General features: G+C 73.0%; 26 protein-coding genes. 4 read left to right on the top strand and 22 right to left on the bottom strand.

Translation table 11 applies throughout. The annotated features are described in order from the left end of the window. Positions 1-3 precede the first annotated feature (3 nt). Entirely contained in the window at positions 4-1038 is a 1035-nt protein-coding gene (locus BLA60_RS38320; protein WP_075137997.1) for an aldo/keto reductase, read from the bottom strand. Between the two features lie 76 nt (positions 1039-1114). Here BLA60_RS38320 and BLA60_RS38315 point away from each other — a divergent pair, with 76 nt between their 5' ends. Continuing rightward, positions 1115-1711 (top strand): TetR/AcrR family transcriptional regulator, encoded by a 597-nt coding sequence (locus BLA60_RS38315; protein WP_075137996.1) that lies wholly within the window; start codon positions 1115-1117, stop codon positions 1709-1711. A 23-nt stretch (positions 1712-1734) separates the two neighbouring features. Here the strand turns inward: BLA60_RS38315 and BLA60_RS38310 are convergent, their stop codons facing one another. After that, the gene (locus BLA60_RS38310) at positions 1735-2610 is read right to left on the bottom strand and encodes an NAD(P)-dependent oxidoreductase (RefSeq protein WP_075137995.1); all 876 of its coding nucleotides are present in this window, start codon (positions 2608-2610) and stop codon (positions 1735-1737) included. 88 nt (positions 2611-2698) lie between these two features. Here BLA60_RS38310 and BLA60_RS38305 point away from each other — a divergent pair, with 88 nt between their 5' ends. Then, the gene (locus BLA60_RS38305; protein WP_075137994.1) at positions 2699-3067 is read left to right on the top strand and encodes a winged helix-turn-helix transcriptional regulator; all 369 of its coding nucleotides are present in this window, start codon (positions 2699-2701) and stop codon (positions 3065-3067) included. A gap of 277 nt (positions 3068-3344) precedes the next feature. Here the strand turns inward: BLA60_RS38305 and tsaE are convergent, their stop codons facing one another. From tsaE to BLA60_RS38285, 4 genes are read right to left on the bottom strand one after another with little or no spacing between them, the layout of a single operon-like run. Next, positions 3345-3806, bottom strand: coding sequence for a tRNA (adenosine(37)-N6)-threonylcarbamoyltransferase complex ATPase subunit type 1 TsaE (gene tsaE / locus BLA60_RS38300; protein ID WP_075137993.1), 462 nt, complete (start codon positions 3804-3806; stop codon positions 3345-3347). Next, positions 3803-4855: an alpha/beta fold hydrolase gene (locus BLA60_RS45985; protein ID WP_075137992.1), complete on the bottom strand. Its 1053-nt coding sequence runs from the start codon at positions 4853-4855 to the stop codon at positions 3803-3805. The genes tsaE and BLA60_RS45985 overlap by 4 nt, the downstream gene beginning before the upstream one ends. After that, positions 4852-5967 carry an alanine racemase gene (gene alr / locus BLA60_RS45980; protein ID WP_075137991.1) on the bottom strand — a complete coding sequence of 372 codons (1116 nt, stop codon included), beginning with the start codon at positions 5965-5967 and terminating at the stop codon, positions 4852-4854. The genes BLA60_RS45985 and alr overlap by 4 nt, the downstream gene beginning before the upstream one ends. Next, positions 5960-7474, bottom strand: a complete 1515-nt coding sequence (locus tag BLA60_RS38285) for an NAD(P)H-hydrate dehydratase (protein WP_075138032.1) — start codon at positions 7472-7474, stop codon at positions 5960-5962. The genes alr and BLA60_RS38285 overlap by 8 nt, the downstream gene beginning before the upstream one ends. Before the next feature lie 74 nt (positions 7475-7548). Here BLA60_RS38285 and BLA60_RS38280 point away from each other — a divergent pair, with 74 nt between their 5' ends. Next, positions 7549-8349 carry a dienelactone hydrolase family protein gene (locus BLA60_RS38280; protein ID WP_075137990.1) on the top strand — a complete coding sequence of 267 codons (801 nt, stop codon included), beginning with the start codon at positions 7549-7551 and terminating at the stop codon, positions 8347-8349. Here the strand turns inward: BLA60_RS38280 and BLA60_RS45975 are convergent. The 12 genes from BLA60_RS45975 to rplM form a co-directional block, all read right to left on the bottom strand. Next, the gene (locus BLA60_RS45975) at positions 8346-10670 is read right to left on the bottom strand and encodes a hypothetical protein (protein ID WP_075137989.1); all 2325 of its coding nucleotides are present in this window, start codon (positions 10668-10670) and stop codon (positions 8346-8348) included. The genes BLA60_RS38280 and BLA60_RS45975 overlap by 4 nt on opposite strands. A gap of 9 nt (positions 10671-10679) precedes the next feature. Next, positions 10680-11189: a hypothetical protein gene (locus BLA60_RS38270; protein ID WP_075137988.1), complete on the bottom strand. Its 510-nt coding sequence runs from the start codon at positions 11187-11189 to the stop codon at positions 10680-10682. Beyond that, positions 11186-12250, bottom strand: a complete 1065-nt coding sequence (locus BLA60_RS38265; RefSeq protein ID WP_075137987.1) for a beta-ketoacyl synthase N-terminal-like domain-containing protein — start codon at positions 12248-12250, stop codon at positions 11186-11188. The genes BLA60_RS38270 and BLA60_RS38265 overlap by 4 nt, the downstream gene beginning before the upstream one ends. Then, positions 12250-13437 carry a beta-ketoacyl-[acyl-carrier-protein] synthase family protein gene (locus tag BLA60_RS38260; RefSeq protein ID WP_075137986.1) on the bottom strand — a complete coding sequence of 396 codons (1188 nt, stop codon included), beginning with the start codon at positions 13435-13437 and terminating at the stop codon, positions 12250-12252. The genes BLA60_RS38265 and BLA60_RS38260 overlap by 1 nt, the downstream gene beginning before the upstream one ends. A gap of 6 nt (positions 13438-13443) precedes the next feature. Beyond that, positions 13444-13695 carry an acyl carrier protein gene (locus BLA60_RS38255; protein WP_075137985.1) on the bottom strand — a complete coding sequence of 84 codons (252 nt, stop codon included), beginning with the start codon at positions 13693-13695 and terminating at the stop codon, positions 13444-13446. Next, the gene (locus tag BLA60_RS44005) at positions 13692-14201 is read right to left on the bottom strand and encodes a hypothetical protein (protein WP_075137984.1); all 510 of its coding nucleotides are present in this window, start codon (positions 14199-14201) and stop codon (positions 13692-13694) included. Before BLA60_RS44005 ends, BLA60_RS38255 begins: the two co-directional genes overlap by 4 nt. A gap of 14 nt (positions 14202-14215) precedes the next feature. Beyond that, a complete protein-coding gene (locus tag BLA60_RS46365; RefSeq protein ID WP_075137983.1) occupies positions 14216-17083 on the bottom strand; it encodes a WXG100 family type VII secretion target in 2868 nt (955 codons plus the stop codon). Beyond that, positions 17080-17427, bottom strand: a complete 348-nt coding sequence (locus BLA60_RS38240) for a hypothetical protein (RefSeq protein WP_075137982.1) — start codon at positions 17425-17427, stop codon at positions 17080-17082. The genes BLA60_RS46365 and BLA60_RS38240 overlap by 4 nt, the downstream gene beginning before the upstream one ends. Before the next feature lie 155 nt (positions 17428-17582). Then, a complete protein-coding gene (locus BLA60_RS38235; protein ID WP_075137981.1) occupies positions 17583-18947 on the bottom strand; it encodes a hypothetical protein in 1365 nt (454 codons plus the stop codon). 28 nt (positions 18948-18975) lie between these two features. After that, positions 18976-20316 (bottom strand): phosphoglucosamine mutase, encoded by a 1341-nt coding sequence (gene glmM, locus BLA60_RS38230; protein WP_075137980.1) that lies wholly within the window; start codon positions 20314-20316, stop codon positions 18976-18978. Between the two features lie 116 nt (positions 20317-20432). Further along, positions 20433-20882 (bottom strand): 30S ribosomal protein S9, encoded by a 450-nt coding sequence (gene rpsI, locus BLA60_RS38225; RefSeq protein ID WP_075137979.1) that lies wholly within the window; start codon positions 20880-20882, stop codon positions 20433-20435. A gap of 29 nt (positions 20883-20911) precedes the next feature. Continuing rightward, entirely contained in the window at positions 20912-21355 is a 444-nt protein-coding gene (gene rplM, locus BLA60_RS38220) for a 50S ribosomal protein L13 (protein WP_075137978.1), read from the bottom strand. Positions 21356-21545: 190 nt separating this feature from the next. Here rplM and BLA60_RS38215 point away from each other — a divergent pair, with 190 nt between their 5' ends. Next, positions 21546-22421, top strand: a complete 876-nt coding sequence (locus BLA60_RS38215) for a hypothetical protein (protein WP_075137977.1) — start codon at positions 21546-21548, stop codon at positions 22419-22421. 74 nt (positions 22422-22495) lie between these two features. Here the strand turns inward: BLA60_RS38215 and BLA60_RS38210 are convergent, their stop codons facing one another. From BLA60_RS38210 to BLA60_RS38195, 4 genes are all read right to left on the bottom strand, one after another. Next, on the bottom strand, positions 22496-22783 hold the full coding sequence (locus BLA60_RS38210; RefSeq protein WP_075137976.1) for a WXG100 family type VII secretion target: 288 nt from the start codon (positions 22781-22783) through the stop codon (positions 22496-22498). 53 nt (positions 22784-22836) lie between these two features. Continuing rightward, the gene (locus BLA60_RS38205; RefSeq protein ID WP_075137975.1) at positions 22837-23151 is read right to left on the bottom strand and encodes a WXG100 family type VII secretion target; all 315 of its coding nucleotides are present in this window, start codon (positions 23149-23151) and stop codon (positions 22837-22839) included. Between the two features lie 237 nt (positions 23152-23388). Further along, positions 23389-24036, bottom strand: coding sequence for a hypothetical protein (locus BLA60_RS38200; protein ID WP_075137974.1), 648 nt, complete (start codon positions 24034-24036; stop codon positions 23389-23391). 30 nt (positions 24037-24066) lie between these two features. Next, positions 24067-24799, bottom strand: a 733-nt coding sequence (locus BLA60_RS38195) for a type VII secretion-associated protein (RefSeq protein ID WP_211288995.1), incomplete at its 5' end; no start/stop codon positions are given.

Below are 24799 nucleotides of genomic sequence, written 5' to 3'. Positions count from 1 at the left end.
CGCTCAGGCGGCCGGCGGGTTGCGGCGGGCGAACCCCTCCTGGACGCGGTACGGGTGGTGCGGGTACGGCGCTGGCACGGCGCTCACCGCGTCCAGGCGGGCGATCTGGGTGGCGTCGAGCGACCAGCCGACGGCGCCCAGGTTGTCCAGCAATTGCTCCTCGGTGCGCGCGCCGATGAGCACCGAGGCCACGGTCGGCCGGCCCAGCAACCAGTTCAGCGCGATCTGCGGCACGGTGTGGCCGGTTTCCGCCGACAGCTCCAGCAGGACGTCGACCACGTCGTGGAGCAGCGCCTCCGGCACGTGCGGGCCGAGGGCGGCGGTGCGGTGCAGCCGGCTGACCTCGGGCAGTGGGCGGTCGCGGCGGATCTTTCCGGTCAGCCGGCCCCAGCCCAGCGGGCTCCACACCACCGCGCCGACGCCCTGGTCGCTGCCCAGCGGCATCAGGTCCCACTCGTAGTCGCGGCCGACCAGCGAGTAGTAGACCTGGTGGGCGACGTAGCGCGGGTAGCCGTGCCGGTCGGCGACGTCCAGGGACTTCATCAGCTGCCAGCCGGCGAAGTTGGAGACGCCGACGTAGCGGACCTTCCCCGCGCGCACCAGGTCGTCCAATGTGGACAGCACTTCGGGGATCGGGGTGTAGGCGTCGAAGGCGTGCAGTTGCAACAGGTCGAGGTGGGTGGTGTCCAGCCGGCGCAGGGCGGCGTCGGTGGCGGTGATCAGCCGGGCGCGTGAGGAGCCGGCGTCGTTGGGGCCGTCGCCGGTGGGCAGACCGAGCTTGGTGGAGATCAGGGCGCGGTCGCGGCGCCCGCGCAGGGCCGCGCCGAGCACCTCCTCGGACGCGCCGTCGGAGTAGACGTCGGCGGTGTCGAACAGGGTCACGCCGGCGTCGAGCGACAGGTCGACGATGCGTCTGGCCTGGGCGAGGTCGGTGTTGCCCCAGGCGCCGAACAGGTCGCCGCGACCGCCGAACGTGCCGGCGCCGAAGGCCAGCGCCGGGACCCGCAGCCCGGAGGCCCCCAACTGTCGGTACTCCATGACACCCTCCCTTAACGGAACTATAGTTCCATTAAGCTAGCACCACGTGAGCCACTAAAGGAACCGGAGTCCCGTTATGACGACCACACGTCCCGGTGGCCGGTCCGCGCGCGTGCGCTCGGCCGTGCTGCGCGCGGCCGGGGACATGCTGGCCGAGCAGGGCTTCGGACACCTGGACCTGGCCGAGATCGGCCGCCGCGCTGTCGTCGGCAAGACCACCGTCTACCGGCGGTGGGGCACGGTCGCCGCGCTCGTCGCCGACCTGCTCGACGAGATGGCCGAGGAGTCCCTGCCGCGCACCGACACCGGCACCCTGCTCGGCGACCTCACGGCCAACGCCCGCCTGGTCGCCGACACCCTCACCGACCCCCGCCAGGGCCCCCTGTTCGCCGCGCTCATCGCCTCGGCGACCTGCGACGAGCGGACCGCGCAGGCCCTGCACCAGTTCTACGAGACCCGGGTCGCCGAGTGGGCGCCGTGCGTCGAGCAGGCGATCGCCCGGGGCGAGGTGCCGGCCGGCACCGACCCCGGGGAGGTGATCCGCGCGGTCTCGGCCCCGCTGTACTACCGGCTGCTGACCACCGCCACACCGCCGGACCACACCGTCGCCGACCGCGCGGCCACGGCGGCGGCCGTCGCGGCCGAACGGGGCGTGTACGTGCCGGCCGAGTAGCACGCCCGCCGGCCGGGCAACCGTCACCGGACCGCCCGCGCGCGGAAGCTCTCGTACAGGCGCGCGAACCCCTCCGAGCCGTGGCCCGTGGCGATCTGGCGGCTCACGAGGGCCTGCACCACCGCGAGCGTCGCCGAGTTCACGCCCTGCTCCTCACTGGCGCGCACGATGTCGGACAGGTCGGAGAAGTCCAGGCTCTGCTGGCCGGCGACCGTGTAGTCACCGCCGTCGACGACCTGCGCGAAGCCGGCGAAACCGTCGGTCATGGCGCTGATGAACGGGGTCGCGCGGGCGGCGAAGTCGGTGGCGGACATGCCCTCCGAGCCCACCATGGCCGCGCCGTGCAGGAAACCGGCGAACATCTGGTACATCCCCGACAGCATGGCCAGGTCGATCAGCGACGCCCGGCCCGCGTCCGAACCGTCGAAGGTGCTGGTCGCCCACGCGTCGAGCACCGTGCGGAACCGGTCGAAGACGGCCCGCGAGCCGCTGTAGTAGACCTGCGCGCCGGGCGAGCCGATCATGTCGGGAACGGCCAGGATCGCGCCGTCCAGGTAGTCGATCCCGTGCCCGGCGGCCCACCCGGCCAGTTCGCGGGCCTCGTTCGGCGTGGTCGTGGTGAGGTTGACCAACGCCTTGCCGCGCAACCGGCCGGCGACCGGGTCGAGGGTCTCGTGCACCGAGGAGTGCCGCAGCAGGCAGGCGACGACCAGCGGCGACGCGGCGACCGCCTCGGCCACGGTGGCGCTGGCGCGTACTCCCAGGTCCGCGTCCCGGCCGGGGGTTCGGTTCCACGCGGTCACGCCGTGGCCGGTGTCGAGCAGCCGGGCGGCCAGCGCCCTGCCCATCGCGCCGAGCCCGACAACCGCGACGGTGTCCGGGGTGGTGGCTGAAGTCATACGTCCATGCTGGACAGTGACGCCGGATTTGGTAAGTACCCACTATATTCTTCGGTACTTACCAATTGGTTAGCGGAAGGCGGGGACCGTGGCGAAGGGACCGAGGTCGGGACCGTACGTCTGTGGCATCGACGCCGCGCTGGACGTCGTCAGCGGCAAGTGGAAGGGCCTGGTCCTGTGGGAGCTGCACGCCCACGGCGTCCGGCGCTTCAGCGAGCTCCGGCGCGGACTGCCGGGCGTCAGCGAGAAGATGCTCACCCAACACCTGCGCCAGATGGAGGAGGACGGCCTGGTCCACCGCGAGGTCCACGCGCAGGTGCCGCCGAAGGTCGAGTACTCCCTCACCGAGGACGGCGCCGCCCTCAACGAGGCACTGCGCCCCCTCGGCGAATGGGGCCGGCACCGGCTGCACCGCGAGAACCTGACCACCACCCCCGCCCACGACCACCCGTACTGACCCCGGGGCCGGCGGGGGCCCCCGCTTTCCAGCCTACTGCGCGGGACCGACAGTTCTGGTCCGCGATCGGGGCGCCTGTGGACAACATCGGCTCCTGGCAACGCGGTGCACGACGGCGCCAGGAGCCAAGGGCACCGGAATCAGCGAACCGAGCCGAACCCACTCGACCCGGCACCGCACAGCCCCAGGCAGAGCCAGCACGCCGAAAACAGCGAACCGAGCCAAACCACCCGACCCAGACACCACACAGCACCAGACGGAACCCCGCGCGCCGGAATCAGTGCGCTGGGCTGAGCCGCTCGGTCCAGGTGCCGTGCGGCTCCAGGCTCGCCAGGCGGGAGTCGTCGTCGCGGCGGTGGAGGCGGATCAGCAGGTGGTCGGCCGAGAGGCGTTCGCCGGCGCCCTCGCCCCATTCGACGACCACGGCGGCCTCGACCAGGGTGGTGTCCAGGTCGAGGTCGTCGAGTTCGTCCAGGCCGCCGAGGCGGTAGGCGTCGACGTGCACCAGCGGGATGCCCCGGCCGCCGGGGGCCGGGCGGTGCTCGCGGGCGATGATGAACGTCGGCGAGCTGACCCGGCCGAGCACCCCCAGGCCCTGCGCGATTCCCTTGGCCAGCACGGTCTTTCCCGCGCCGAGCGGGCCGGCCAGCAGCACCACGTCGCCGGGCACCAGCAGGGCACCGATCCGGCGGCCGAGGTCGACGGTGTCCGCCTCGGTGGGCAGTTCCACGGTGGTCATCCCTCTCCCTCGCCGCGCACGCAGCGTTGTGCCAGCCGCACCAGGTGGTCGTCGACCAGTTGGGGCTGCTCGAACATCACCATGTGCCCGGCGCCGCGCACCCGCACCAGGTCGGCGTCGGGCAGTTCGGCGGCCATCCGCTCGGCGTGGCTGAACGCGGTCAGCCGGTCGGCGTCGCCGCTGAGCACCAGGACGTGGGTGTGGCGCAGGCCGGCGAGCGCGGCGTAGCGGTTGTGCGTGCCGAGGGTGTCGATGAAGTCGGCCAGCACCCGCACCGGTGTCGCGTTGAGCAGCTCCAGCAGGAAGTCCACCCGCTCGGGGGCCACGTCGCGGGAGCCGAACGCGAGTGAGCGCACGGCCCGGCGGGTCAGCTGCCCGCCGGCCGCCCTGGCCAGTTCGACCAGGCCGGGCTGCCAGTCGGCGAGCCGGCCGAGGTTGCGGGTCAGCGGGTTGTAGCGGGACAGCAGCGGGCGCGGCAGCCCGCTCTTGCCGACCTCGCCGGCCGACGTGCCGATCAGCGCGACCCCGCACACCCGGTCGGCGAACAGCTCCGGGCGCTGCTCGGCCAGCGCCATGATCGTCATCCCGCCCATCGAGTGCCCGGCCAGCACGACGCGGCCGTGCGGCACCACCGCGTCCAGCACCGTGCCGAGGTCGCGGCCCAGCTGGTCGATGGTGCTGGAGGACTCGGTGGCGCGGGCGGACCCGCCGTGGCTGCGGTGGTCGTAGAGCACCTGGCGCACCCTCGGCTCGGTCAGCCTGGCCAGCGCGCGCCGCTGGAAGTGCCACGACCGCCGGGACAGCGCGAACCCGTGCACGTAGACCACGGTCAGCTCGGGGGCGCCGCCGTCGGCCGGGTCGACCTCCTCGACCACCAGTTCCAGGCCGTCGTCGGTGCGCACGCTCACGGTGCGGTCGGCGGGCAGCGTGCGCACGCCCTCCGGGGGCTCGTCTCGGCGGCGGGCGACGCCGATGGCGATCGCGGTGCCGGCGGCGGCCAGCCCGACCGCGGCGCCGACGAGCGCGCCGACCCTGCGGGAGACCGTCACTCGGCGCCCCGGTAGGTGCGGGTGACCCTCGGCCGGTACAGGCCGGTGACGATCTCGTAGTCGATGGTGCCCAGGGTGTCGGCCCACTCGGTGGCGGTCGGTTCGCCGGCCGACCCGTCGCCGAACAGCACGACCTGTTCGCCGACCGGCACCCGGTCGTCGCCGCAGTCGACGACCAGCTGGTCCATGCACACCCGCCCGACGACCGGGCGGCGCCGGCCGGCCAGCCACACGTGCAGCCGGCCGGACAGCGCGCGCGGCACACCGTCGGCGTAGCCGGCCGGGACCAGCGCCAGGTTGGTGTCGGTGGCGGCGGTCCACGTCTGTCCATAGGAGACGGACTCGCCGGCGGCGATCCGTTTGGTGAGCACGACCGACGAGCGGAAGCTCATCACCGGACGCAGATCCTCCGGCTGGGCCACCGGGTTCAGCCCGTACATGGCGATCCCGACGCGCACCAGGTCCAGGTGCAGGTCGGGCCGGGTGAGGGTGGCGGCGGAGTTCGCCAAGTGGCGCAGCGGGCGCCCGTCGACGGCCGCGCAGGCCCGCGCGAAGCGGTCGGCCTGCCGGTCGATCGACGGGTGCCCCGGCTCGTCGGCGCACGCCAGGTGCGACCAGACGGCCACCGTCTCCACCTCGGGCGCGGCGTTCGCGGCGGCCACCAGTTCGGGCCATTCCGTTGCGGGGCAACCGTTCCTGGACAGCCCGGTGTCGATCTTCAGGTGCACCCTGGCGGTGGCACCGGCGGCCCGCGCGCCCTCGATGATCGCGCCCAGCTCGCGGGTGCTCGACGCCGAGACGTCGATCCCGGCGGCGATGCCGGGCGCGAAGTCGGTGTCGATGGTGTCCAGCCAGCTCAGCACGGGCGCGTCGATGCCGGCCGTGCGCAGCGCGAGCGCCTCGGCCTGCGAGGCGACCCCGATCCAGCTGGCGCCGGCGCCCAGCGCGGCGCGGGCCACCGGGACCGCGCCGTGCCCGTAGCCGTCGGCCTTGACCACCGCCATCGTGGCGGCCCCGCTCGCGGCGGCCCGCCCGGCCAGCAGGGCGACGTTGTGGGCCAGGGCCTCCAGGTCGACCACGACCTCGGCCCTCGGCAGATTTCGATCAGCCATAACGCCGTTCATGGTCGCACAGCTCCCCCGTCTCCCCCGGCGCCCGGCCGGCCGACACCAGCGCCGCGCGGACCGCCCCTGGCACCGCGGCGACCACCGCCGACGCCGAGGTCGGCGCGCCACCGGCGGCCAGCTCACCGGCCCGCACGTGCAGCCAGCTCGCCGCCCCGGCCGCCACCAGCGGGTCGCCGCCGGCGGCCAGCGCGGCGCCGACCAGCCCGGTCAGCACGTCACCGGAGCCGGGGGTGGCCAGCCACGCCGAGCGGGCCGCGTTGACCAGCGTGCGCCCGCCCGGCGAGGCGATCACCGTCGCGTGGCCCTTGAGCAGCACGACCGTGTTCAGCCGGCGGGCCAGCTCGCGGGTCGCGGCCACCCGGTCGGTGCCCAACTCGATGCCCAGCGGCTCGGCGATCCGGGCGAACTCGCGGTCGTGCGGGGTCAGCACCACGGTCCGGTCCGGCTCGCGGTGGTCCCACAGGTCGGGGTAGCGGGCCAGCAGCGTGATGCCGTCGGCGTCCACGCAGGTCGGAACGCCCGCGTCGAGGACGGCGGCCAGCACGTCCCGGCCGGCCTGCCCGGTGCCCAGCCCCGGCCCGACCGCCCACGCCTGCACCCGGCCGGCGTCGGCGACCGAGCCGGTGGCCACCACCTCCGGCCAGCGGGAACGCACCTCGTCGGCCGCCCAGCCGGCGTAGCGGACCATCCCGGACGTCGCCCGCACGGCCGACCCGACGGCCAGCACGGCCGCGCCGGGGTAGGTCGCCGAGCCGGCCGCCACCCCGGTCACGCCCTGGGTGAACTTGTCGTCGGCCGGTCCGGGCAGCCGCCACGCCCGCCCGACGTCGGCCGGGCCGAGCACCTCCAGGTCCGGCGCCGGCAGGTCCAGGCCCAGGTCGACCAGCTGGACCAGGCCGCAGCGCGGGGCGGCCAGCACGTGCGCGGGTTTGTGGGCACCGAAGGTCACCGTCACGTCGGCGCGCACCGCCGACGGCTCGGCGTGGCCGGTGTCCGGGTCGACGCCGCTGGGCAGGTCCACGGCCAGCACCGGCGAGGTGACGGCGGCGACCCACGCGGCGGCGGCCGGGCGCAGCGGGCCACGCGCGGACAGCCCGACGATCCCGTCGACCACCAGGTCGGCGCCGGTGACCAGGTCACGGCGGCCCGCGGCGACCTGGTCGCCGGCGTCGACGACCCGGCCGCCGGCGCGGCGCAACGCGGCCAGGCCGGGCGGGTGGGTGCGGTCGGGGGCGAACAGCACGGCGGTGACCGCGACGGCGCGGCGGCGCAGGAAGGCCCCCGCCCACAGCGCGTCGCCGCCGTTGTTGCCGGAGCCGACGAGCAGCACGACGTGCCGGCCGGCGACCCCGCCGGTGGCCGCGCGCAGCATCGCCGCCGCGCGCACCGCGACCGCGAAGGCGGCCCGGCGCATCAGCGCCCCGTCGGGGGCCTTCGCGAGCGCCACGTCCTCCGCGGCCCTGACCTGGTCAACCGTCCACACGCCATACACGCGCCACTCCACCCGCGGGCCGTTCCGGACTCCTTGAGAGCGTAACGACGGAACTGTCGCTAGGGTCATCGACCATGCCACCCAAGCTGGTGACCAAGCCGAAACACCTGATCGAGGAGCTGACCCACCGAGGGCCCCACCGGGTGCTACGCGGCGACCTGGCCCTGGTCGGCCTTCCGGGCGTGGTGTACACGCCAACGAGCGGACTCGGTCTACCGGCGGTGTCCTTCGGACACGGCTGGTTGCAGCCGCCCGCGCGTTACCGGGGTCTGCTGCGCCACCTCGCGTCCTGGGGGTTCGTGGTGGCCGCGCCGGGCACCCAGCTCGGGCCGCTGGCCTCGCACCGGCTGTTCGCCGCCGACCTGCGGACCGCGCTGGACGTGTGTGTCGGGGTGCGGCTGGGCGAGGGCGACATCAGCGTCGACCCGGAGAAGCTGGGGCTGGCCGGGCACTCGGTCGGCGGCGGCTGCGCGGTGCTGGCGGCGGCCGACGACTCCCGGGTGCGCGCGGTCGCGACCCTGGCCGCCACCCAGACCCGGCCCTACGCCTCCGACGCCGCCAGCCGCTGTGCCATGCCCTCGCTGCACCTGGCCGCCGGCCAGGACCTGGTCGCGCCGACGGCGGGCAACGTGGGCGCGATCGCCGCGAACTGGGCCGGCCCGGCGCAGCTGCGGACGGTCACCAAGGCGTCCCACCTGGGGTTCACCGAGGGCCGCCACTGGTCGACGCTGCTGCTGCCCGGCAAGGCCGAGTCGACCACCCAGCGGGTCGCGCGGATCATGCTGACCGCGTTCTTCCTGGTCCACCTGGCCGGCGAGACCCGCTTCCAGGCGGTCCTGGACGCCGATCTCAAGGGCACCGACCGCCCCGCCTAGCGTTTGGGCTTGGCGGGCTTCTCCGCCGGGTCGCGGCCGACGACACCGCTGAAGTTGGCCGCCGGGTCGGGGTCGTCGAACAGCGAGCCGGTGGTGCGCCACTTGCTCTGCCGGGTCTGGTCTCCGCCCTGGCCACTGCCGCCACCCATGCCGCCCATCGGCATGCCGCCCATCGGGGCGCCGCCACCGGCACCGCCGGCCGCCGCGCCACCGGCCGCCGCCGCCCGCTGGTCGCCGCCGTCGGGCGCGGCCGCGCCGACCATCGCGCCGCCGGCCGTGCCACCACCGGCGCCGGCACCGACACCGGGTGTCTCGCCGCCGCTGAACGCACCGCCGCCACCACCGCCGAGCCCACCTCCGCCGCCGCCACCGAGGCCGCCGCCACCCGCGCCGCCACCCGCGCCGCCGCCGTCCGGGCCGAAGCTGGACGCGCCGGGCAGGGACGGGGCCGCCGGGTCGGGCAGGCCGGGCACCTCGGTGTCCGGGCCGAAGTCGACGTCGTAGGTCTCCGGGGTGCCGTCGTCGACGGTCATCTTCAGCCGGTCGGTCGGGCCGGGCAGCTGCTCCAGGGTGATCTCGGCGTCGCCGTCCTTGATCACGGCCTTGCCGTCGACCGCGCGGATCACGCCGTCCTCGGCGGTCTCGCCGGGGTCGTCGGTCCAGTCCACGACGTACTCCGACGGCTCGCCGGTGCCGTTGTCCACGGTCACCGTGCTGCGGCCCTGCTCGTCGGGCTGGCCGACGGTGATCGTGCGGTCGCCGTCGCGGATCGTGACCTGCTTGGGGGCGCCGGGGGTTCCCGGGCCGCCGCCCGGCATCCCGGGCATGCCCGGCACCAGCGGCATCCCGCCGGGACCGGTGGGGTCACCGGGCGAGGGCATCCCGGGGATGCCGCCCGGGCCGCCGCCGAGGCCACCACCGGGACCGCCGCCGGGACCGCCGCCCGCGCCCGAGGGGTCGGTCAGGCCCGACGGCGCGGTCGGCATCGGCATCTCGGGGATCTCCGGCATGGCCGGCGAGCCGCCACCGGGACCGCCACCACCGGGACCACCACCGCCAGGACCACCGCCGCCGGGGCCACCGCCGCCAGGACCGCCACCGGGACCCATGCCGCCGGGTCCGGGGCCCGTGCCGCCGGGACCGCCGGGGCCGGCGGGGTCTCCCGGGCCGCCGGGGCCCTCCGGGCCGGGCGGCATGGCGCCGGCCTCGCTGAAGTCGTTGTCGTACTCGCCGAGGGCGGAGTTCAGCTCCTCGTAGTAGCCGTCGACCGCTTCCTTCGTGTCGTCGCACAGGCTGATGAAGTTCTCGTACAGGTAGTCGTGCAGCTCCGGGTTGAAGGCGTTGCGCACCCAGTTGCCGGAGAACTCGACCATCTGCATGACGACCATCTCCCAGACGAGGTCCATGCTGTTGGAGAAGTCCTCGTACTCGGTGCCGTAGGTCCGGTCCAGCCAGGACGCCACCTGGATCTGCCGGTCCTTGCCGATGTCCTCACCGGCGGCCATCTTCACCAGCGAGTCGGCGATGTCCGGGGTGGCCAGGCCGATCAGCGGCTGGTACAGGTCGATGACCTGCTCGGCCTTGTAGCGGACCTCGGCGTAGAGGTTCTCCACGGTCGTCTCGATGAGCCCCGGCGCCGCGGCGGTCGCCTCAAGCAGCTCGGCGATGTTCGGCGTGATCTGCTCGGACCAGTGCTGGTAGGAGGCGTTGGCCGCCGGGCCGGTCCACGACTCGTAGGTCCTGTTCAGCTCGCCCTCGGTCGTGGTGTTCAGCTCGGTGAGCGCGGTGTTGGCCGTGCGGATCCGGTCGGCGTCGGTGAGGAACTTGCGGAAGTTGATGCCCAGCTGCTCGTCGTAGCGGGTCTGCAGGTCGCCCAGGGCGATCCGGCCGTGGCGGCCGAGCATGCCGGCCGGCACCTGGTCGTTGATCGGTAACCACGTCTCGAACACGTCCAGGCCCTCGCGCGCCGGTTCGAGGATCTCGTCGGAGGTCTCCGGGCCGCTGGTGAGCGTCGGCGACCCCAGGTCGTCCATGGTGGTCCGCGCCTCGTCCAGCGCCTCGGTGGTCAGCCGGTTCTGGTACCCGTTCTCGTCGGACTCGCCCTGCGCCCGGTCGTAGACCTCGTCCAGCGAACCCTGGTCGAAGTCACCGCCCTCCAGGGAGTAGCTCTCGGCGTACTCCAGCACCTCGGGGTCGAGCTCGTCCATGTTGAACGGATAACCGTTCTCGTTCATGTACGAGGCGAGCAGATGCTCCTTGGTGTCCCCGTCGACGTAGGGGTCGTCGAGTAGCGCCTTGACCTCGGTCCACGACCTGCTCATCAACTACCCCTACCGGTTGCGCAGCCACGAGGACTGGTTGGAAAAGTCGTCTTCGTCGTCGAGGTCGAGTTCGTCCGGGGGCCGGGCGCGCGCCGCTCTCACCGGCGGCGCGGCCGGAGCCGGGGCGGCCGGGGCCGGCGGGGCCGGCGGGGCGCTGGGCGCCTGTCCGGCCGGCCGCTCGTCGTCCTGGCCGGGCACGAACGCGGTCCTGCCCGGCTGGGCGGCCGGCGGCCGGTAGCCGCCCGCGTTCTCCTCGTCGATACCGAAACCCATGACGTGGCTGCGGTCGCGGTCGGTGCTCGTGGTCGCCCAGCCGCCGGCCTTCTCCCGGTGCTGGGCCACGGCCGCGGCCTGCTTGGCCGCCTCGATCATCCCCGGCACCTGCTCACGCATGGCCTTGGCCGTCCTGGCGAGCAGCTCACGGGAGTTGCGTTCGCGCAGCGACCGGCGTTCGGCCATCTCCCGCCGGGTCTGGTCCATCCGCGCGATCGCCAGTGCCGCCCGGTCCCGCACGCTCATGTCCCGCTCCCCTCACCCACCGGTCCGCCGGGCAGGCGGACCACCACGCAGCCGACCATCCCGTCCCGTTCGACGGCCGTGGCGACCGCGACCCGGCCCCGAGCGGCGCCGGCACGTTCGGCCAACGCCAGCAACGCCGCCAGGCCGAACACGCCCGACGCCGCACCGGTGTCGCCGACGAGCCGGCTCGGCTCGACGACCCGCTCGACCGGCATCCCCAACACCTCGCGTACCGCTTCGCTCTCCACGCCGTCCACTCCGGACACGGCCAGACCCCACACCTCCTCCGGCGCCACCCCGGTGAGGGCGTGCCGCAGGCTCGCGGTGAGGGCGGCCCGCTGCTCGCCGTCCCCGGCGAGGCGGGTGTCCAACGCTACGACCGTCGCGGCCGCCGATCGGTTCCCTTCCGGTACCGCCCGGACGAACAGCACCGCGCAGCCCTCGCCCAGGCGCGCCCGGTTGCCGGCGCGGCGCTCCAGCAGTGCGCGCGGCCCGCTGTACTCCTCGGCGGCGCCGGCGAACAGGCCGCTGGCCCGGCCGGTGCGCAGCAGCCGGTCGGCGTAGCGCAGCACGGCGACCGCCGAGAGCCGCCCGGCGGCCAGCGTGGTGTTCGGCCCGGTCAGCCCGTGCCAGCTGGCGCCGCGCGCGGCGGCACTGTTCATCAGGGCGAAGGGCATCTGCGCCGGGTCGACCAGGTAGGGCTTGCGGCGGGTCAGCGAGTGCGCGGTGAAGGTGAACTGGGTGAGCGTGCTGCCGCTGGTGGTGCCCAGTACGACCCCGGTCCTGGCGTCGATCCGCACCCGCTGGTCCTGCTCGCCGAGCAGGCCGATGGTGTGCACGGCCAGCGCCGTGGTCCGGTCCATCACGCCGGTTCCCTTGCGCCCCAACAGGTCCTGGATGTCGAAGTCGGGCACCAGGTGGGCGGTGTCCGGGCCGGGGAACCACTCGTCGGACACCTGGGCGGCCGGGGCCGGCGCGCCGGTGGCCACCCCGGCGGCGAACGCGTCGTGGCCGTGGCCGAACGGGGAGGTGGCCGACCAGGCGGCGATCTCGAGCGCCATCAGGGTTTCCTGCCGAACAGCACGACGGAGTTGTTGCCGCCGAAGGCCAACGCGTTGTTCTGCACCACCCGCAGGTCAGCCTCGACCGAGGTGTTCGGCACGCAGTCCACCGCGCACTCCGGGTCGGTGCGGACGTGGTTGATCGTCGGCGGGACGAACCCGTGCGCCAGGGCCAGCACGCACGCGGCGGCCGACAGCGCGCTGGCCGCGCCCATGGTGTGCCCGAGCATCGACTTGACCGCCACCGTGCGCGGCGGTGTGTCGCCGAACACGTCACGGATGGCGCCGCACTCGGTGACGTCGTTGGCCCGGGTGCCGGTGCCGTGCGCGGAGATCAGGTCGACCTGGCCGGGTACCAGCCCGGCGTCCTCGATGGCCAGGCGCATGCAGCGGGCCACCGACTCGCGGTCGGGGGCCACCGGGTGGCCGGCGTCGCAGTTGAGGCCGTGGCCGAGGACCTCGGCGTAGATCCGGGCGCCGCGCGCGAGCGCGGCGTCGAGCGGTTCGAGCACCAGCACGGCGGCGCCCTCGCCGGTGAGGATGCCCTTGCGGTCGGTGTCGAACGGCCGGCAGTGCACCGGGTCGACCGCGCCGAGGCGGTAGAACCCGGTGAAGGTCATGCGGCACATGGCGTCCGCGCCGCCGCACAGCGCGACGTCGACGTCGCCGGTGGCGACCGCGTCGTAGCCGTCGCCGATGGCGTAGTTGCCGGCGGCGCACGCCGTCGCCACCGTCGAGACGTCCACAGTGGACAGCCCGAGTTCGCGGGCGACACCGACCGACAGCCACGACGCCGGCACCTGGGCCACCTGCGCGGCGGTGACGTCCGCACCCCGCACGACCGCCCCGGCGATCCGCTCGCCCCGGTCACCGCTGCCGTCGGTGGTGCCGACGGAGATCATCGTGCGCGCGTCGGCCAGCCCGTCGAGGCCGGCGTCACGCACCGCCATCGTGGCCGCCGACGCGGCGAACTGGGCGGCCCTGGGCAGCGTCGCGGGCGCGGCCAGCCACCGCCGAGGCTCGAACCCGACGACCTCGCAGCCCACCGCGTGCGCGAACCCGGTGGTGTCGAACGCGCCGATCGGCCGGGCACCGCTGCGCCCGGCCCGCAGCCCGGCGGCGTACTCGACCGCCCCGGTCCCGATGCTCGACACCACGCCGAGGCCGGTGACCACCACCCGACGCACGCCGCCTCACCCCTCCAGCGCGGTGCTCAACACGTCGTAGACGCCGTTCAGGTCGACCATCCGGTCGAACTCGGCGGAGTCGACGTCGACGTCGAACTCGATCTCCAGGTTCGCCAGCAGTTCGATCAGCTTCATCGAGTCGGCGCCGTGGACCTGGACGAAGTTGTCCGACGGGGACACGGCGGCCTCGTCGACCTCCAGCACCCGGCACACCACCGCCTTGATCTCCCCGGCCCGCTCGGCGACCCGCGCGTTCACTTGCGCCGCATCCAGGACTGGTTGGAGAAGTCGTCGTCGTCGTCGATCTCGTCGCGCCGGGCGGCCGGCCGGCGCGGCGGCACCGCCCTGGGCGCGGGCGGCGGCGGCGGGGGCGGTGGGGGCGGCGGCAGGGCCGGCTCGGGCGCCGGCGGATCGTCCTCAAGGGACCCGATGCCGCCCGGCTGGGTCCGCGCCCGGGGCGGCGGCGGCCGGAAGGTGAACCGCTGCTTGCCGTCCTCGTCCTCGCTGCCGAACCCCATGACGTAGTCGCGGTCACGCTCGGTCTTCTCGGTGGCCCAGCCGCCGGCCTGCGCGCGCCGCCGGCCGATCTCCTTGAGGTGCTTGGTCATCTGCGCGGAGACCGCTCCCTGCTTGCGCAGGTTGTCCGCCGAGCGGTCCTTGGCCTCGCGGGCCTTGCGGGCACGCAGCGCCCGCCGCTCGGACATCTCCCGGCGGACCTGGTCCATGCGTTCCCGGGCCTTGGCCGCCCTGTCGTGCGCGCCCATCTCACCCTCCCCTGCTACCGGCTGCCCTCGCCGAAGGCACCACGGACCTGGACATCGGTGACGTCGTCGAACAGGTCGCCGGTGGTGCGCCACTGGCTGCCGGCCCGTTCCTGCTCACCGCCGCCACCACCACCGCCACCGCCGCCCATCATCGGCATGCCGCCGCCCATCCCGCCGGCCATGCCGGACGCGCTGCCGTCCGAACCGCCGCCCGAGGACCCGTCCCGCTGGTCGTGCTGCTGGGCTCCATCATCCTCCGCCGCGCTGGCGAGTCCAGCCTCACCCGGCCCGTCACCGGGCGTCCCGGTGTAGTCGCCCTCGCGCGGCACGCCGAAGGACCCGGCCTCGCCGGAGCCGCCGCCGTCCTCGTCGAACAGCCCCTCGCCGAACCCGCCGACGGCCGACTGCGCGGACGTCACCCCGAACTGGGCCCCCGGGTCCCGCACGTCGAACTCGGCGGGCATCGGGCCGAACCGCCCCGGCTCGCCGCCGAACCCGCCGTCGGCGAACTGCCCACGCGGGTCCGGCAGACCACCCGGACCACCGCCCGGACCACCACCCTGACCGCCGCCGAACTGGCCCTGCGGGTCCGGCAGGCCACCGAAGGGCCCCTGCCGGTCGGGAGCACCGAACCCGCCGTCGGCGAACTGCCCCCGCGGATCGGGCAGCCCACCGGGGCCGCCACCGGAGCCACCGCCGGGGCCGCCGCCGAACTGGCCCTGGGGGTCCGGGCCGCCCGGACCGCCGAAGCCACCGTCGGCGAACTGGCCGCGCGGATCCGGCAGACCGCCCGGGCCGCCACCGGGCCCACCGTCGACGAACTGGCCCTGGGGCAGCGGGGCGCCGGTGTCGGCGAACTGGCCGCGCGGGTCGGGCAGGCCGAACTGGGCCTCGGGGTCGCCGGGCCCGTCGGGGTCGAGCGGGGCCGGCATGATCCGGACGTCCTCCCCGCCGCCACCGCCGCCGGGGGCGGCGGGCATGGCCGGCAGCGGACGCGCGGTGGCCTCACCCTCCTCGCCCGAGTAGTCGAGGTTGTAGGTCACCGGTTCACCCGAGCCGTCGTCGACGGTGACGATCACGGTGTCGGTGGAGCCCTCGGGACGCTCGGCGGTGATCGTGAGGTCGCCGTCCTGGATGACGCACTTGCCGTCGGCGCCGGGCTGGATCGGTTCGTCGACCGTCGGCGGCTGGCTGCCCTCCGGGCCGAACGCCGAACCGGGCTGGGTGGTCACCGGGCCGCCCGGAGCCCCGGGAGTGCCTGGCGTACCCGGAGTGCCTGGCGTGCCCGGGGTTTCGGTGCCGTCGCCGAAGTCCAGGGTGTAGGTCTTCGGCTCGCCGGAGCCGTCATCGACGGTCACCGTCACCTGGCCCTGGCCGTCCGGGCTGGTCACCTCGATCGAACGCTCCCCGTCGTCGATCGTGACGGTCTCCTGCTCGCCGGGAGCCGTCGGTGTCGTCGGCGCGAACGCGTCCGGATCGGACGGGTCCGCCGGGTCTGACGGGTCGCCGGGCAGTTCGGGGGTCTCCACCTCCGGGGCCTCCCCGGGACCGCCACCGGGCCCCGTCGGCGACGGCATCTCGGGGATCTCCGGGTTCCCGCCCCCGGAACCACCACCGGAACCACCGCCGGAGCCGCCGCCCGAGCCACCGCCCGAACCCCCACCGGAACCGCCACCCGAGCCGCCGCCGTCACCCGGACCACCGGGATCGCCGGGACCCTGGTCGCCGGCGAACGGCGGGGGCGCCTCACCGAAGTCGTTCTCGTAGTCGCCGAGGTAGCTGTTCAGCTCGTCGTAGTAGGCGTTGATCGCGTCCAGGGTGTCCTCACACGTCTGGACGAACGTCTCGTACAGGCTCTCGTGCAGGTGCGGGTTGAACGAGTCCCGGATCCAGGCCTTGCACTCGCTCTGCACGTAGGCCTTGTTCTCGTCGTTGAGCTCGCAGTCGTCGTCGCGGATGCGGTTCTCGATGTCGGTGCCGCACACCGAGTCGACCCAGGCCGCGACCTCGAGGATCTTGTCCTCGCTGTCCAGCCCGTCACCGTTGGCCAGGGCCACGACCTTGCCGGCCATGTCCGGGGTGGCGTTGCCGATCGTGGGCGTGTAGATGCCCATCACGTAGTCGGCCTTGGCCTTGCACTCGGCGAACACGTTCTCCACCGTGGTGGTGATGGTGTCCGGGGTGGCGGCCAGGAACTCGATCAGCTCGGCGGAGTTGGGCTCGATCTGCTCGGAGTAGTACTGGTAGGAGGCGTTGGCCGCCGGGCCGGTCCACGACTGGTAGACGGTGTTCAGCTCGGTCTGGGTGGTCGTGTCCAGGTTGGTGATGGCCTCGTGCGCGGCCCGGATCCGCTCGGCATCCTCCAGGAACTTCTTGAAGGAGATGCCCAGCTGCTCGTCGAACTTGGTGTTGACGTCCTCCATCGTGAACCGGCCGGCCGGGCCGACGGAGTCGCCGGGGACCTTGTCGTTGACCGGGATGAAGTCCTCGAACACCCGCAGCGCCGGCCGGGCGAGGTCGAACAGCTCGTCGGAGGTCGCGACCCCGGAGGACGAGGACGTCGGCGCCGTCATACCGTCCAAAGTGGACGTGTTCTCGGCGAGGTCCTCCTGCACGAGACGCGAGGCGTAGCCGGCCTCGTCGGACTGGCCCTGCGCCCGGTCGTAGACCTCGTCCAGCGAGCCCTGGTCGAAGTCGCCGCCCCGGATCGGGTACTGGTCGTAGTACTGGCGGACCTCCGGCGGCATGTTGTCCGACAGGACCATGGAGCCGTACGCCATCCCGTTTTCCTGCATGTAGGCGCCGAGCAGGTGTTCCTTGGTGTCGGCGTCGACGAACGGGTCGTCGAGTAAGGCTCTGACGTCCTCCCAGGAGTGGCTCAAAGGTCACTCCCCGAAGCGGTGACCGTGCTGGTCGCGGAGGCCTCCTCGGACGCGTAGGACTGGCCGGCGCCGCCGAGCTGGCCGGCGAAGGAGATCAGGTTGGTGCACATGGCGGTGGCGCCCTCGCCGAGCAGCTGGATCGCCGCCGAGTAGTCGCCGTGCTTCTCGGAGTGGGCGGTGCCGAACTCCTGCGCGCTGAGCTCGGTCTGACTCAGGTCCTCGACCTCGTCCTGCGCGTCCTCGGCCGCGTTGTTGATGGTGCGGCCCGACGAACCCATCTGGTCGGTGTCGGTGGTGTACCCCTCCGGGGCTGCGACGCCGCCGGAGGTCGAGTGGCTGGTCATACCGGTTCCCCCTCAGAATCAAGGCACGGTGCGTGCGCGACGCAACGTTCGACGTGACGAATCGGCCGCCGGTGCCGTTCCATCCGCTCCCAGAATGTACCTATCAGCAGGTCCAGGACATGCCAACACCAGGTATTTGCATACCCAAACCTGGTTCAGTTCCCCGGTCGGTCGTCGAGGGACAGGACGCCGTGCACGCTGTGCACCGGGTCGCGGGTGTCGAACAGGTCGCCGTGCACGCTCCACCCGGTGCCGGCTGCGGTGCCGACTGCGCTGCCGGCGGTGCTGCCGGCGGTGCTGCCGGCAGCGCCGCCGGCGGCGATCTCGTCGGACCCGGCGGCCTGCTCGGGCACCCGGGGCAGCACGGGCGCCGGCGACACCGCGACGGTGTGCGTGCTGGGCTCGGCGCGGCCGTCGTCGAGAGTCAGGATGACGGTGGCGGCGTCGAACAGGTCCCGTTCGACGGTGACCGTCACCCCAGGGTGGTCGAAGACGCACTTTCCGTTGGTACCGGCCGGGATCCGCCGGGCACTGGGGCGGGTCCGGGCGGGGGTGAGCGCCTGCCCGCTGGCCGCGTCGAAGTCCAGGTCGTAGGTGGTCGGGTCGCCGGCCCCGTCGGCGATGGTGACGGTCACGTGGTCGATCCCGCCGTCGACGACCGTGACCTGGCGGCCAAGCGCCAGCAGTTGCCGCCCCGCGCTGAACGGCCGCACCGCGACCACGGCCCGCAGCCCGGCCAGCGCCGACCCGAGCAGATCGTCCACATCGGACGTGACGTCCGCGGTGGCGTTCGCCGGGGCGGAGCCGGCCTCCAGCGTCGCGCGGTAGGCGACCAGCCGCCGGTGCGCCGCCCCCAACGCCGAACGCAACCCCGCGACGGCGCCGCGCAACGCCCGGGCGTAGTCGGTGAGCGGGGCCTGCCCGTCGAGGGCGTCCGCCACCGCGTCCAGCCGCCGCAGGTCCTCCCGGACCCGACCGAAGTGCAGCCCGCGCAGCTCCCCCCGCCGCTGCGCCGACACCCCGCCCAACGCCCCGCCGACGATCTCCCACGAATCCCCGGAGAACTCCGCCGCCTCGGGCGCGATGGCTTCGGCCTCCCCGACGGCACCGGCCTCGGCCTTCTCGGCAGCGGCACCGGCCTTCGCGGCCGCTCCAGCTTCCCCGGCGGAGGTGTCGGCCTTCCCGTCCGCCTCCGGGGCTGACCCGGTCGTCTCCGCGCCGGCCTCGGCCGAGGAGGCGGCTCCGGCGCTGGAGGCGGGCTTCGCGGCGGCAGCGGCGTCTGGCTCGTCGTTCGCCTCGGCCGCCCGAAGCGGGAAGGTGCGCAGCGGGGCCAGGTCGGCGGCGGTGAGCGTCGACGGCAGGTGGGTGAGGTCCTCGGCCAGAACCGCCAGCGACACCCGGAAAGCCGCCCCGCGACAGGACCACGCGGCACCGAAGTCGGCCGCCGACGTGCGGGGAGTTCGGAGTGTCATGGCGCGGGCGCGAACGATCGTCGGGTCGTACTCGAAGCCCTGCGGCATGCTTGGAGCTCCCTCAGTGACGCAGTGGTCAGCCCGCCGCGGAGACTACGCCGACCAGCCGCTGGGCGGCCGCCTCGGCCTCCTCGTGTGACGGTGCCTCCACCATCACCCGGACGAGTTGTTCGGTGCCCGACGGTCGCAACAACACCCGGCCGGTCTCGCCGAGGCTCGCCTCGACCTCGGCGACCGCCTCGTTGACCGTCGCCGACGTGGCGACCGCGGCCTTGTCGGCGACCTTCACGTTCACCAGCACCTGCGGCAACCGGGTCATCACCCCGGCCAGGTCGGCCAGCGGCCGCCCCGTGTCGGCGATCCTGGCCATCAGCCGCATCGCGGTCAGCAGACCGTCGCCGGTGGTGGCGTAGGCCGGCAGCACCAGGTGCCCGGACTGCTCACCGCCCAGCGACAGGCCACCGGCGCGCAGCTCCTCCAGCACGTACCGGTCGCCGACGGCGGTGGTACGCAGCGTGACCCCGTGCTCGCGCATCGCCAGGTGCAGGCCGAGGTTGCTCATCACGGTGGCGACCAGCGTGTCGTCGGTCAGCTCGCCGGCCTCCTTCATCGCCAGCGCGAGCACCGCCATGATCTGGTCGCCGTCGATCTCGTTGCCGGCCGCGTCGACGGCCAGACAGCGGTCGGCGTCGCCGTCGTGGGCGATGCCCAGGTCGGCCCGCTCGGCGAGGACCGTCTCGCGCAGGTCCTCCAGGTGGGTCGACCCGCAGCCGTCGTTGATGTTCTCGCCGTCGGGCAGGGCGTGGATGGCGATGACCTCGGCGCCGGCCTCCCGGTAGACCTGCGGGGCGGCGGCCCAGGCGGCGCCGTTGGCGCAGTCGACCACCACGCGCAGGCCCTCCAGCCGGTTGGGCAGGGCCTTGAGCAGGTGCGCCAGGTAGCGGTCCAGGGCGTCGGAGATGTCGTAGATCCGGCCGACGCCGGCGCCGGTCGGGCGGGTGAACCCGGCCCCGCCGGCGATGGTGGCCTCGATCTCGTCCTCGATGGTGTCGGCCAGCTTGTGCCCGCCGTCCGCGAACAGCTTGATCCCGTTGTCCGGCATCGGGTTGTGCGAGGCGGAGATCATCACGCCCAGGTCGGCGTTCAGCTCGCCGACCAGGTGGGCGACGCCGGGAGTGGGCAGCACGCCGACCTGCATGACGTCCGCGCCGGCCGAGGTCAGCCCGGCGGCGACGGCCGCCTGCAGCATCTCCCCGCTGGCCCTCGGGTCCCGGCCGACGACCGCGACCGGCCGGTGGGAGCTGTCGTGCGCGGCCAGCACCCTGGCGGCCGCCGCCGCGACGGACAGGGCCAGCTCAGGGCCGAGATCGCCGTTGGCCAGTCCACGGACACCGTCGGTACCGAACAGGCGCGCCATCGTTGGGGGAACCTCCAGAGGGCGAAAACGGCGAACGCCACGGCCGATGCGTTGTCGCACCGGCCGTGGCGTTCGGTGAAGCTACGGCGTGATCCACACCAGCTCGTGCCGGGTGATCAGCGCTTGCTGTACTGAGGCGCCTTGCGGGCCTTCTTCAGGCCGTACTTCTTGCGCTCCTTGACCCGGGGGTCACGGGTGAGGAAGCCAGCCTTCTTCAGCGCCGGACGGTCCTCGCTGTCGATCTCGATCAGCGCGCGGGCGATCGCCAGGCGCAGCGCACCGGCCTGGCCGGTGATGCCGCCGCCCTTGAGGTTCGCGCGGATGTCGAAGGCCTCGGGCTTGTCCAGGATGACCAGCGGCTCACGGATGAGCTGCTGGTGCACCTTGTTCGGGAAGTACTCCTCGAGGGACTTGCCGTTCAGCACGAACTGGCCGGTGCCGGACACCAGGCGGACGCGGACGACCGCCTCCTTGCGCCGGCCGACGGTCTGGGCGGTCTCCCCGGTCACGCGCGGCGTGGCGGGCTCGGCCACCGGCTCGGCGGCGTCGGTCTCAGGGGTAGTCAATGGTCCTCAATTCGTGCTGGCAGCCGGAATTACCGGCTGACCTTGGCGATCTCGAACGGCGTCGGCTTCTGGGCGGCGTGCGGGTGGTCGGGGCCCGCGTAGACCTTCAGTTTCTTGCCCTGGGCGCGGCCGAGCTTGTTCTTCGGCAGCATGCCCTTGACGACCTTCTCCAGCAGCCGCTCCGGCCTGGAGTCCAGCAGCTCACCGAAGGACTGCTTGCGCAGACCGCCGGGGTAGCCGCTGTGCCGGTAGGCGAAGGCCTGGTCACGCTTGTTGCCGGTCAACACGACCTTGTCGGCATTGACGATGACGACGAAGTCACCGGTGTCGACATGCGGCGCGAACGTCGGCTTGTGCTTGCCGCGCAGCAGCGTGGCGACATTCGAGGCAAGCCGGCCGAGCACCACGTCCTCGGCATCGATGACATGCCAGGTGCGGTCCACCTCGCCAGGCTTCGGGCTGTACGTGCGCACGGATCTACCTCGTCGTCATTCGTCTGGGTGCCTGCGCGGGCGTCAACGGGCACGAGCCCGCGCCGCGCAACAACACAGGAAGATACCCGTCGTCCGTGAGCAGGGTCAAAGCGCCCCCCTTCTGAGCCGGGACCTGTGCCCTCACGCCGGCCCTCGACTACCGTGCAGCCGGGTGATCAGGAGGGGTGTCATGGTGATCCGACGACTCGTCGCGGGGCTGGCCACGCTGGTGGTACTGGCCGGGTGCGCGCAACCGACGGCCGGCGCGCCGGTACCGAACCAGGCCGCGGCCGACCTGGTCATCGTCGACAAGGCGCTCAAGGCGTTCCAGGAGCACTTCGGCGGTCTGGGCGACGAGCACGCGCGGGTCTACAACTACCTCAACCACGGCGACACCAAGATCACCACCGAGCACGAGTCGTACAAGCTCGGCCAGCCGCCGGTGACGCTGCTGCTGCGCCGGCAGAACGAGGACGGCGACCAGTCGGCGATCCTGCACCAGCCGGACGCGCCGGTCGACCTGGTGCGTCTCGACGAGCGGCACAAGAACCTCGCGCCGACCCCCTGGGTGTCGGTGCCCACGCTCTACCAGGGCGGGTTCCAGACCTGTTTCCTGCTGACCGCGTGGGTGGCCTGCCACCTGGACAACGCGCTGGCCCAGACCAAGCTGGAGGCCCCGGACCGGCTGCCGCGGGAGGTCGTGCGCACCGACGACGGCTACGAGGTGACCACCGGCGCGCTGCTGGGCCTGATGCTCGACGAGGGCTTCATCACCGTCCCCGACGACCAGCGTGACGAGATCACCGACCCGATGCGCGAGTCGATGGTGCCGGTGACGTTCTCGCTGAACGAGAAGATGCGGTTCACCGGGTTCGACATCCGGGGCAAGATCACCGACGGCGACGCGGTCCCGCTGGAGATCCAGATCGGCTACGAGGTGCTGGGCAAGGCCACCGAGGACGACTTCCCCGAGGCGCCCGGCCCCAAGGACGTGACGGTCATCACCGACAAGGCCAAGGCCGACGAGTTCTGGGCGGGTTTCAACGCCCGCCAGAACAGCAACTGACACCCAGCACGCGAGAGGGGCCCGGGAGATCTCCCGGGCCCCTCTCGCGTGATGTTCGGTGTGGAGCTACCGACTCACTCCCAGCGAGCGGTGTTCCGCTGCTCGGTGTCGCGGTAACCGTCGGTGCTCTGCACGACGGCCATCTCGATCTTGGCCAGCACCGCGCGGAGGTGGTCGGCGGAGGTGAACCACTGGGTCTTGGTGGTCTGGAAGCCGGCCGACGCGCCACCCTCCCAGTCCTGCTCCAGGTTGCGGATCTGGTTGCCGAGGGTGTCCAGGTTGCCCTCGATGGCCGCAACCTGGGACTTGATGGTGCCCGCCAGCTCCTCCAGGGAGCCGAATGTAACCCTAATGTCGCCCATTGAACCTAACTCCTAGATGTGATGACGAGTGTCTGACTGGGGATGAGGAACGATCAGCCGTCTTCCAGCGTCGCCATGATGGCGGAGACGTCGGACGCCGCGGTCTCTTCCTGCTGGGCGTAGTCACGGGACGAACCGGTGACCTGCTCGGCGATCTGGAAGAGCGAGTCGTTCAGCGTCTTGAAGTCGGCCTGGTACTGCGTCATCAGGTTGGTGAACGCCGTGGCGGCGGCACCGGACCAGGCGCCCTGCACCGAGTCGACACCCTGGGCCAGCTTGCGGCCGTTGTCCTGGAGCAGCTCGTTGGTGTCGACCATCTGGTCGGCCGCGGTCGCGAGCTGCTCTGTCCCTGTCTTGAAGTCACCCATCGGGACTTAGCCCCCTTCGTTCGGGTCTGTGGTGGTCGTACGCTTCTTGGTTCGTACGCCTTCTGCGACGTAGACCCTGCCACGTTCGGTTCCACGTTGTCGCCACCTGTTCCGAGGTCGTTGCGTCAGTGAACGCCCCGGTGGGGAACCGCTGGTCAGTTGCGTTTGGACAGGCTGGGTCAACAGATTTCCCGCAGCACAAGGACGTTTGCTCTGGCAATCCCGCAAAAGTGCGCTCTAGCTGGGGTTTTGTTCGTCGGAGAGGCCGAGAACGGAGTCCGGAAACGCGCTCGGGCGGTAGGTTTCACCGCTCACGTCGAACAGGATTCGCTGTTGCGAAAAGTCCTCGTCGTCGGGAACGGTCCCCACGTTCGGCGGCGTGTTCGGCGGCACAGTGGAGTCGGATCCGACGGTTTCGCGGGTTCGGGAAACGTCGCGGGAACCATCGTCGGGGCGATCGTCGGGGGGATCCTGGACCGGCTGGACGGGTTCGGCCGGCACGGCGCGCTCGTCCACGTCGACCATGACCGCGTGCTGGGAGAAGTCCTCGTCGAGATCATCGTCGTCGGGAACCGGCTCGGGTTCGGGCAGCCGGCCGATCAGCGCGTCGGCGGCCGGCAGGTCCTCGACGGGCAACCCGTTGTCGTTCCTGAACTTCGCCGCGTCCGTGCGGGCGGCCTCACCGGTCGGCTCCACCTGGTCGCGGTGAACTCCGCGCAACCGCCCCGTTTTCGCCTGCTCGGCCAGCTCGCTGGTCTTCTTGCGGAACTCGGCCGACTGGGCCTTCGCCTCGCTCGCGGCCCGGCGGGCGCGGGTCAACGCGGCCGCGACCTCGGCCGAGAAGCGTGCCGACGCAGCCCGGAAACCGCCATCCTGCCCGGTCATAGGTACCTCCGGGTGGAGCGTAGCGACTGCTTAGCCGGTGACGGTCAACGTTGCGACAACTGTTTCGCAGGCGGTGCGCACGTCCCGCGCCGCCGGACTGTCGTCGGCGTACTGACAGCCGATGTTGATCTGGGTGCGTCCGTCGAACACGACGTACCAGTCCACTGTGGCGTCCGCGAGCCGCTCGGAGTAGCTGACGACCTCGCGGCCGCCGAAGGAGGCCCGCTCGTCGAAGTCGGCGTAGGTGGCCCCGGCGCGCTCGAAGTCGTCGCGCAGCTTGGTCACCGCGCGGGTGCGGTCGGTGGAGCTGTCGAACGCCAGCCGGATCTCCTCCACCAGCAACCGGTCGCGGCCGCTCTCCGCGCCCTGCGGCTTGAGCTCGGTGCGCAGCAGGTTCTCGTCGGCGCCGGACTGCGACCAGCCCTCCGGCAGCGCGAACTGGTACTCGTACTGGGCGATGATCCTGGTCGGCGGCGGCTGGCCGGTCGCCGCCGACGACGACGGCGGCCCGTCCCCCGAGCCACTGCCCGAGCCACTGCCCGAGCCACTGCCCGAGCCACTGCCGTTCAGCACCACCACCAGCACGACCGCGACCACCACGGCCACCGCCCCGCCGGCACCGAACAGCAGCATCCGGTTGTCCCGGCGCGGCGGCGGCGCTGCTGGCGGGACCGGCGGCGGGACCGGCGGTCCGCCGGCCGGGGTGGCCGTCGGGGTCCTGGGCACCGGCAGCCGGGGCGGCGGCGGGAGCGGACGGCGAGGC

This window comes from Actinophytocola xinjiangensis (genome assembly GCF_001921215.1).
Taxonomy (GTDB): Bacteria; Actinomycetota; Actinomycetes; order Mycobacteriales; family Pseudonocardiaceae; genus Actinophytocola; species Actinophytocola xinjiangensis.
This window is presented reverse-complemented; position numbering and strand designations above follow the sequence as displayed.

Excerpts from the sequence above, each read along its gene's own strand:
- BLA60_RS38320 (WP_075137997.1), bottom strand. The coding sequence starts at position 1,038 with ATGGAGTACCGACAGTTGGGGGCCTCCGGGCTGCGGGTCCCGGCGCTG.
- BLA60_RS38315 (WP_075137996.1), top strand. The coding sequence starts at position 1,115 with ATGACGACCACACGTCCCGGTGGCCGGTCCGCGCGCGTGCGCTCGGCC.
- BLA60_RS38310 (WP_075137995.1), bottom strand. The coding sequence starts at position 2,610 with ATGACTTCAGCCACCACCCCGGACACCGTCGCGGTTGTCGGGCTCGGC.
- tsaE (WP_075137993.1), bottom strand. The coding sequence starts at position 3,806 with ATGACCACCGTGGAACTGCCCACCGAGGCGGACACCGTCGACCTCGGC.
- alr (WP_075137991.1), bottom strand. The coding sequence starts at position 5,967 with ATGGCTGATCGAAATCTGCCGAGGGCCGAGGTCGTGGTCGACCTGGAG.
- BLA60_RS38280 (WP_075137990.1), top strand. The coding sequence starts at position 7,549 with ATGCCACCCAAGCTGGTGACCAAGCCGAAACACCTGATCGAGGAGCTG.
- BLA60_RS45975 (WP_075137989.1), bottom strand. The coding sequence starts at position 10,670 with ATGAGCAGGTCGTGGACCGAGGTCAAGGCGCTACTCGACGACCCCTAC.
- BLA60_RS38270 (WP_075137988.1), bottom strand. The coding sequence starts at position 11,189 with ATGAGCGTGCGGGACCGGGCGGCACTGGCGATCGCGCGGATGGACCAG.
- BLA60_RS38265 (WP_075137987.1), bottom strand. The coding sequence starts at position 12,250 with ATGGCGCTCGAGATCGCCGCCTGGTCGGCCACCTCCCCGTTCGGCCAC.
- BLA60_RS44005 (WP_075137984.1), bottom strand. The coding sequence starts at position 14,201 with ATGGGCGCGCACGACAGGGCGGCCAAGGCCCGGGAACGCATGGACCAG.
- BLA60_RS38240 (WP_075137982.1), bottom strand. The coding sequence starts at position 17,427 with ATGACCAGCCACTCGACCTCCGGCGGCGTCGCAGCCCCGGAGGGGTAC.
- BLA60_RS38235 (WP_075137981.1), bottom strand. The coding sequence starts at position 18,947 with ATGCCGCAGGGCTTCGAGTACGACCCGACGATCGTTCGCGCCCGCGCC.
- glmM (WP_075137980.1), bottom strand. The coding sequence starts at position 20,316 with ATGGCGCGCCTGTTCGGTACCGACGGTGTCCGTGGACTGGCCAACGGC.
- BLA60_RS38215 (WP_075137977.1), top strand. The coding sequence starts at position 21,546 with ATGGTGATCCGACGACTCGTCGCGGGGCTGGCCACGCTGGTGGTACTG.
- BLA60_RS38210 (WP_075137976.1), bottom strand. The coding sequence starts at position 22,783 with ATGGGCGACATTAGGGTTACATTCGGCTCCCTGGAGGAGCTGGCGGGC.
- BLA60_RS38205 (WP_075137975.1), bottom strand. The coding sequence starts at position 23,151 with ATGGGTGACTTCAAGACAGGGACAGAGCAGCTCGCGACCGCGGCCGAC.
- BLA60_RS38200 (WP_075137974.1), bottom strand. The coding sequence starts at position 24,036 with ATGACCGGGCAGGATGGCGGTTTCCGGGCTGCGTCGGCACGCTTCTCG.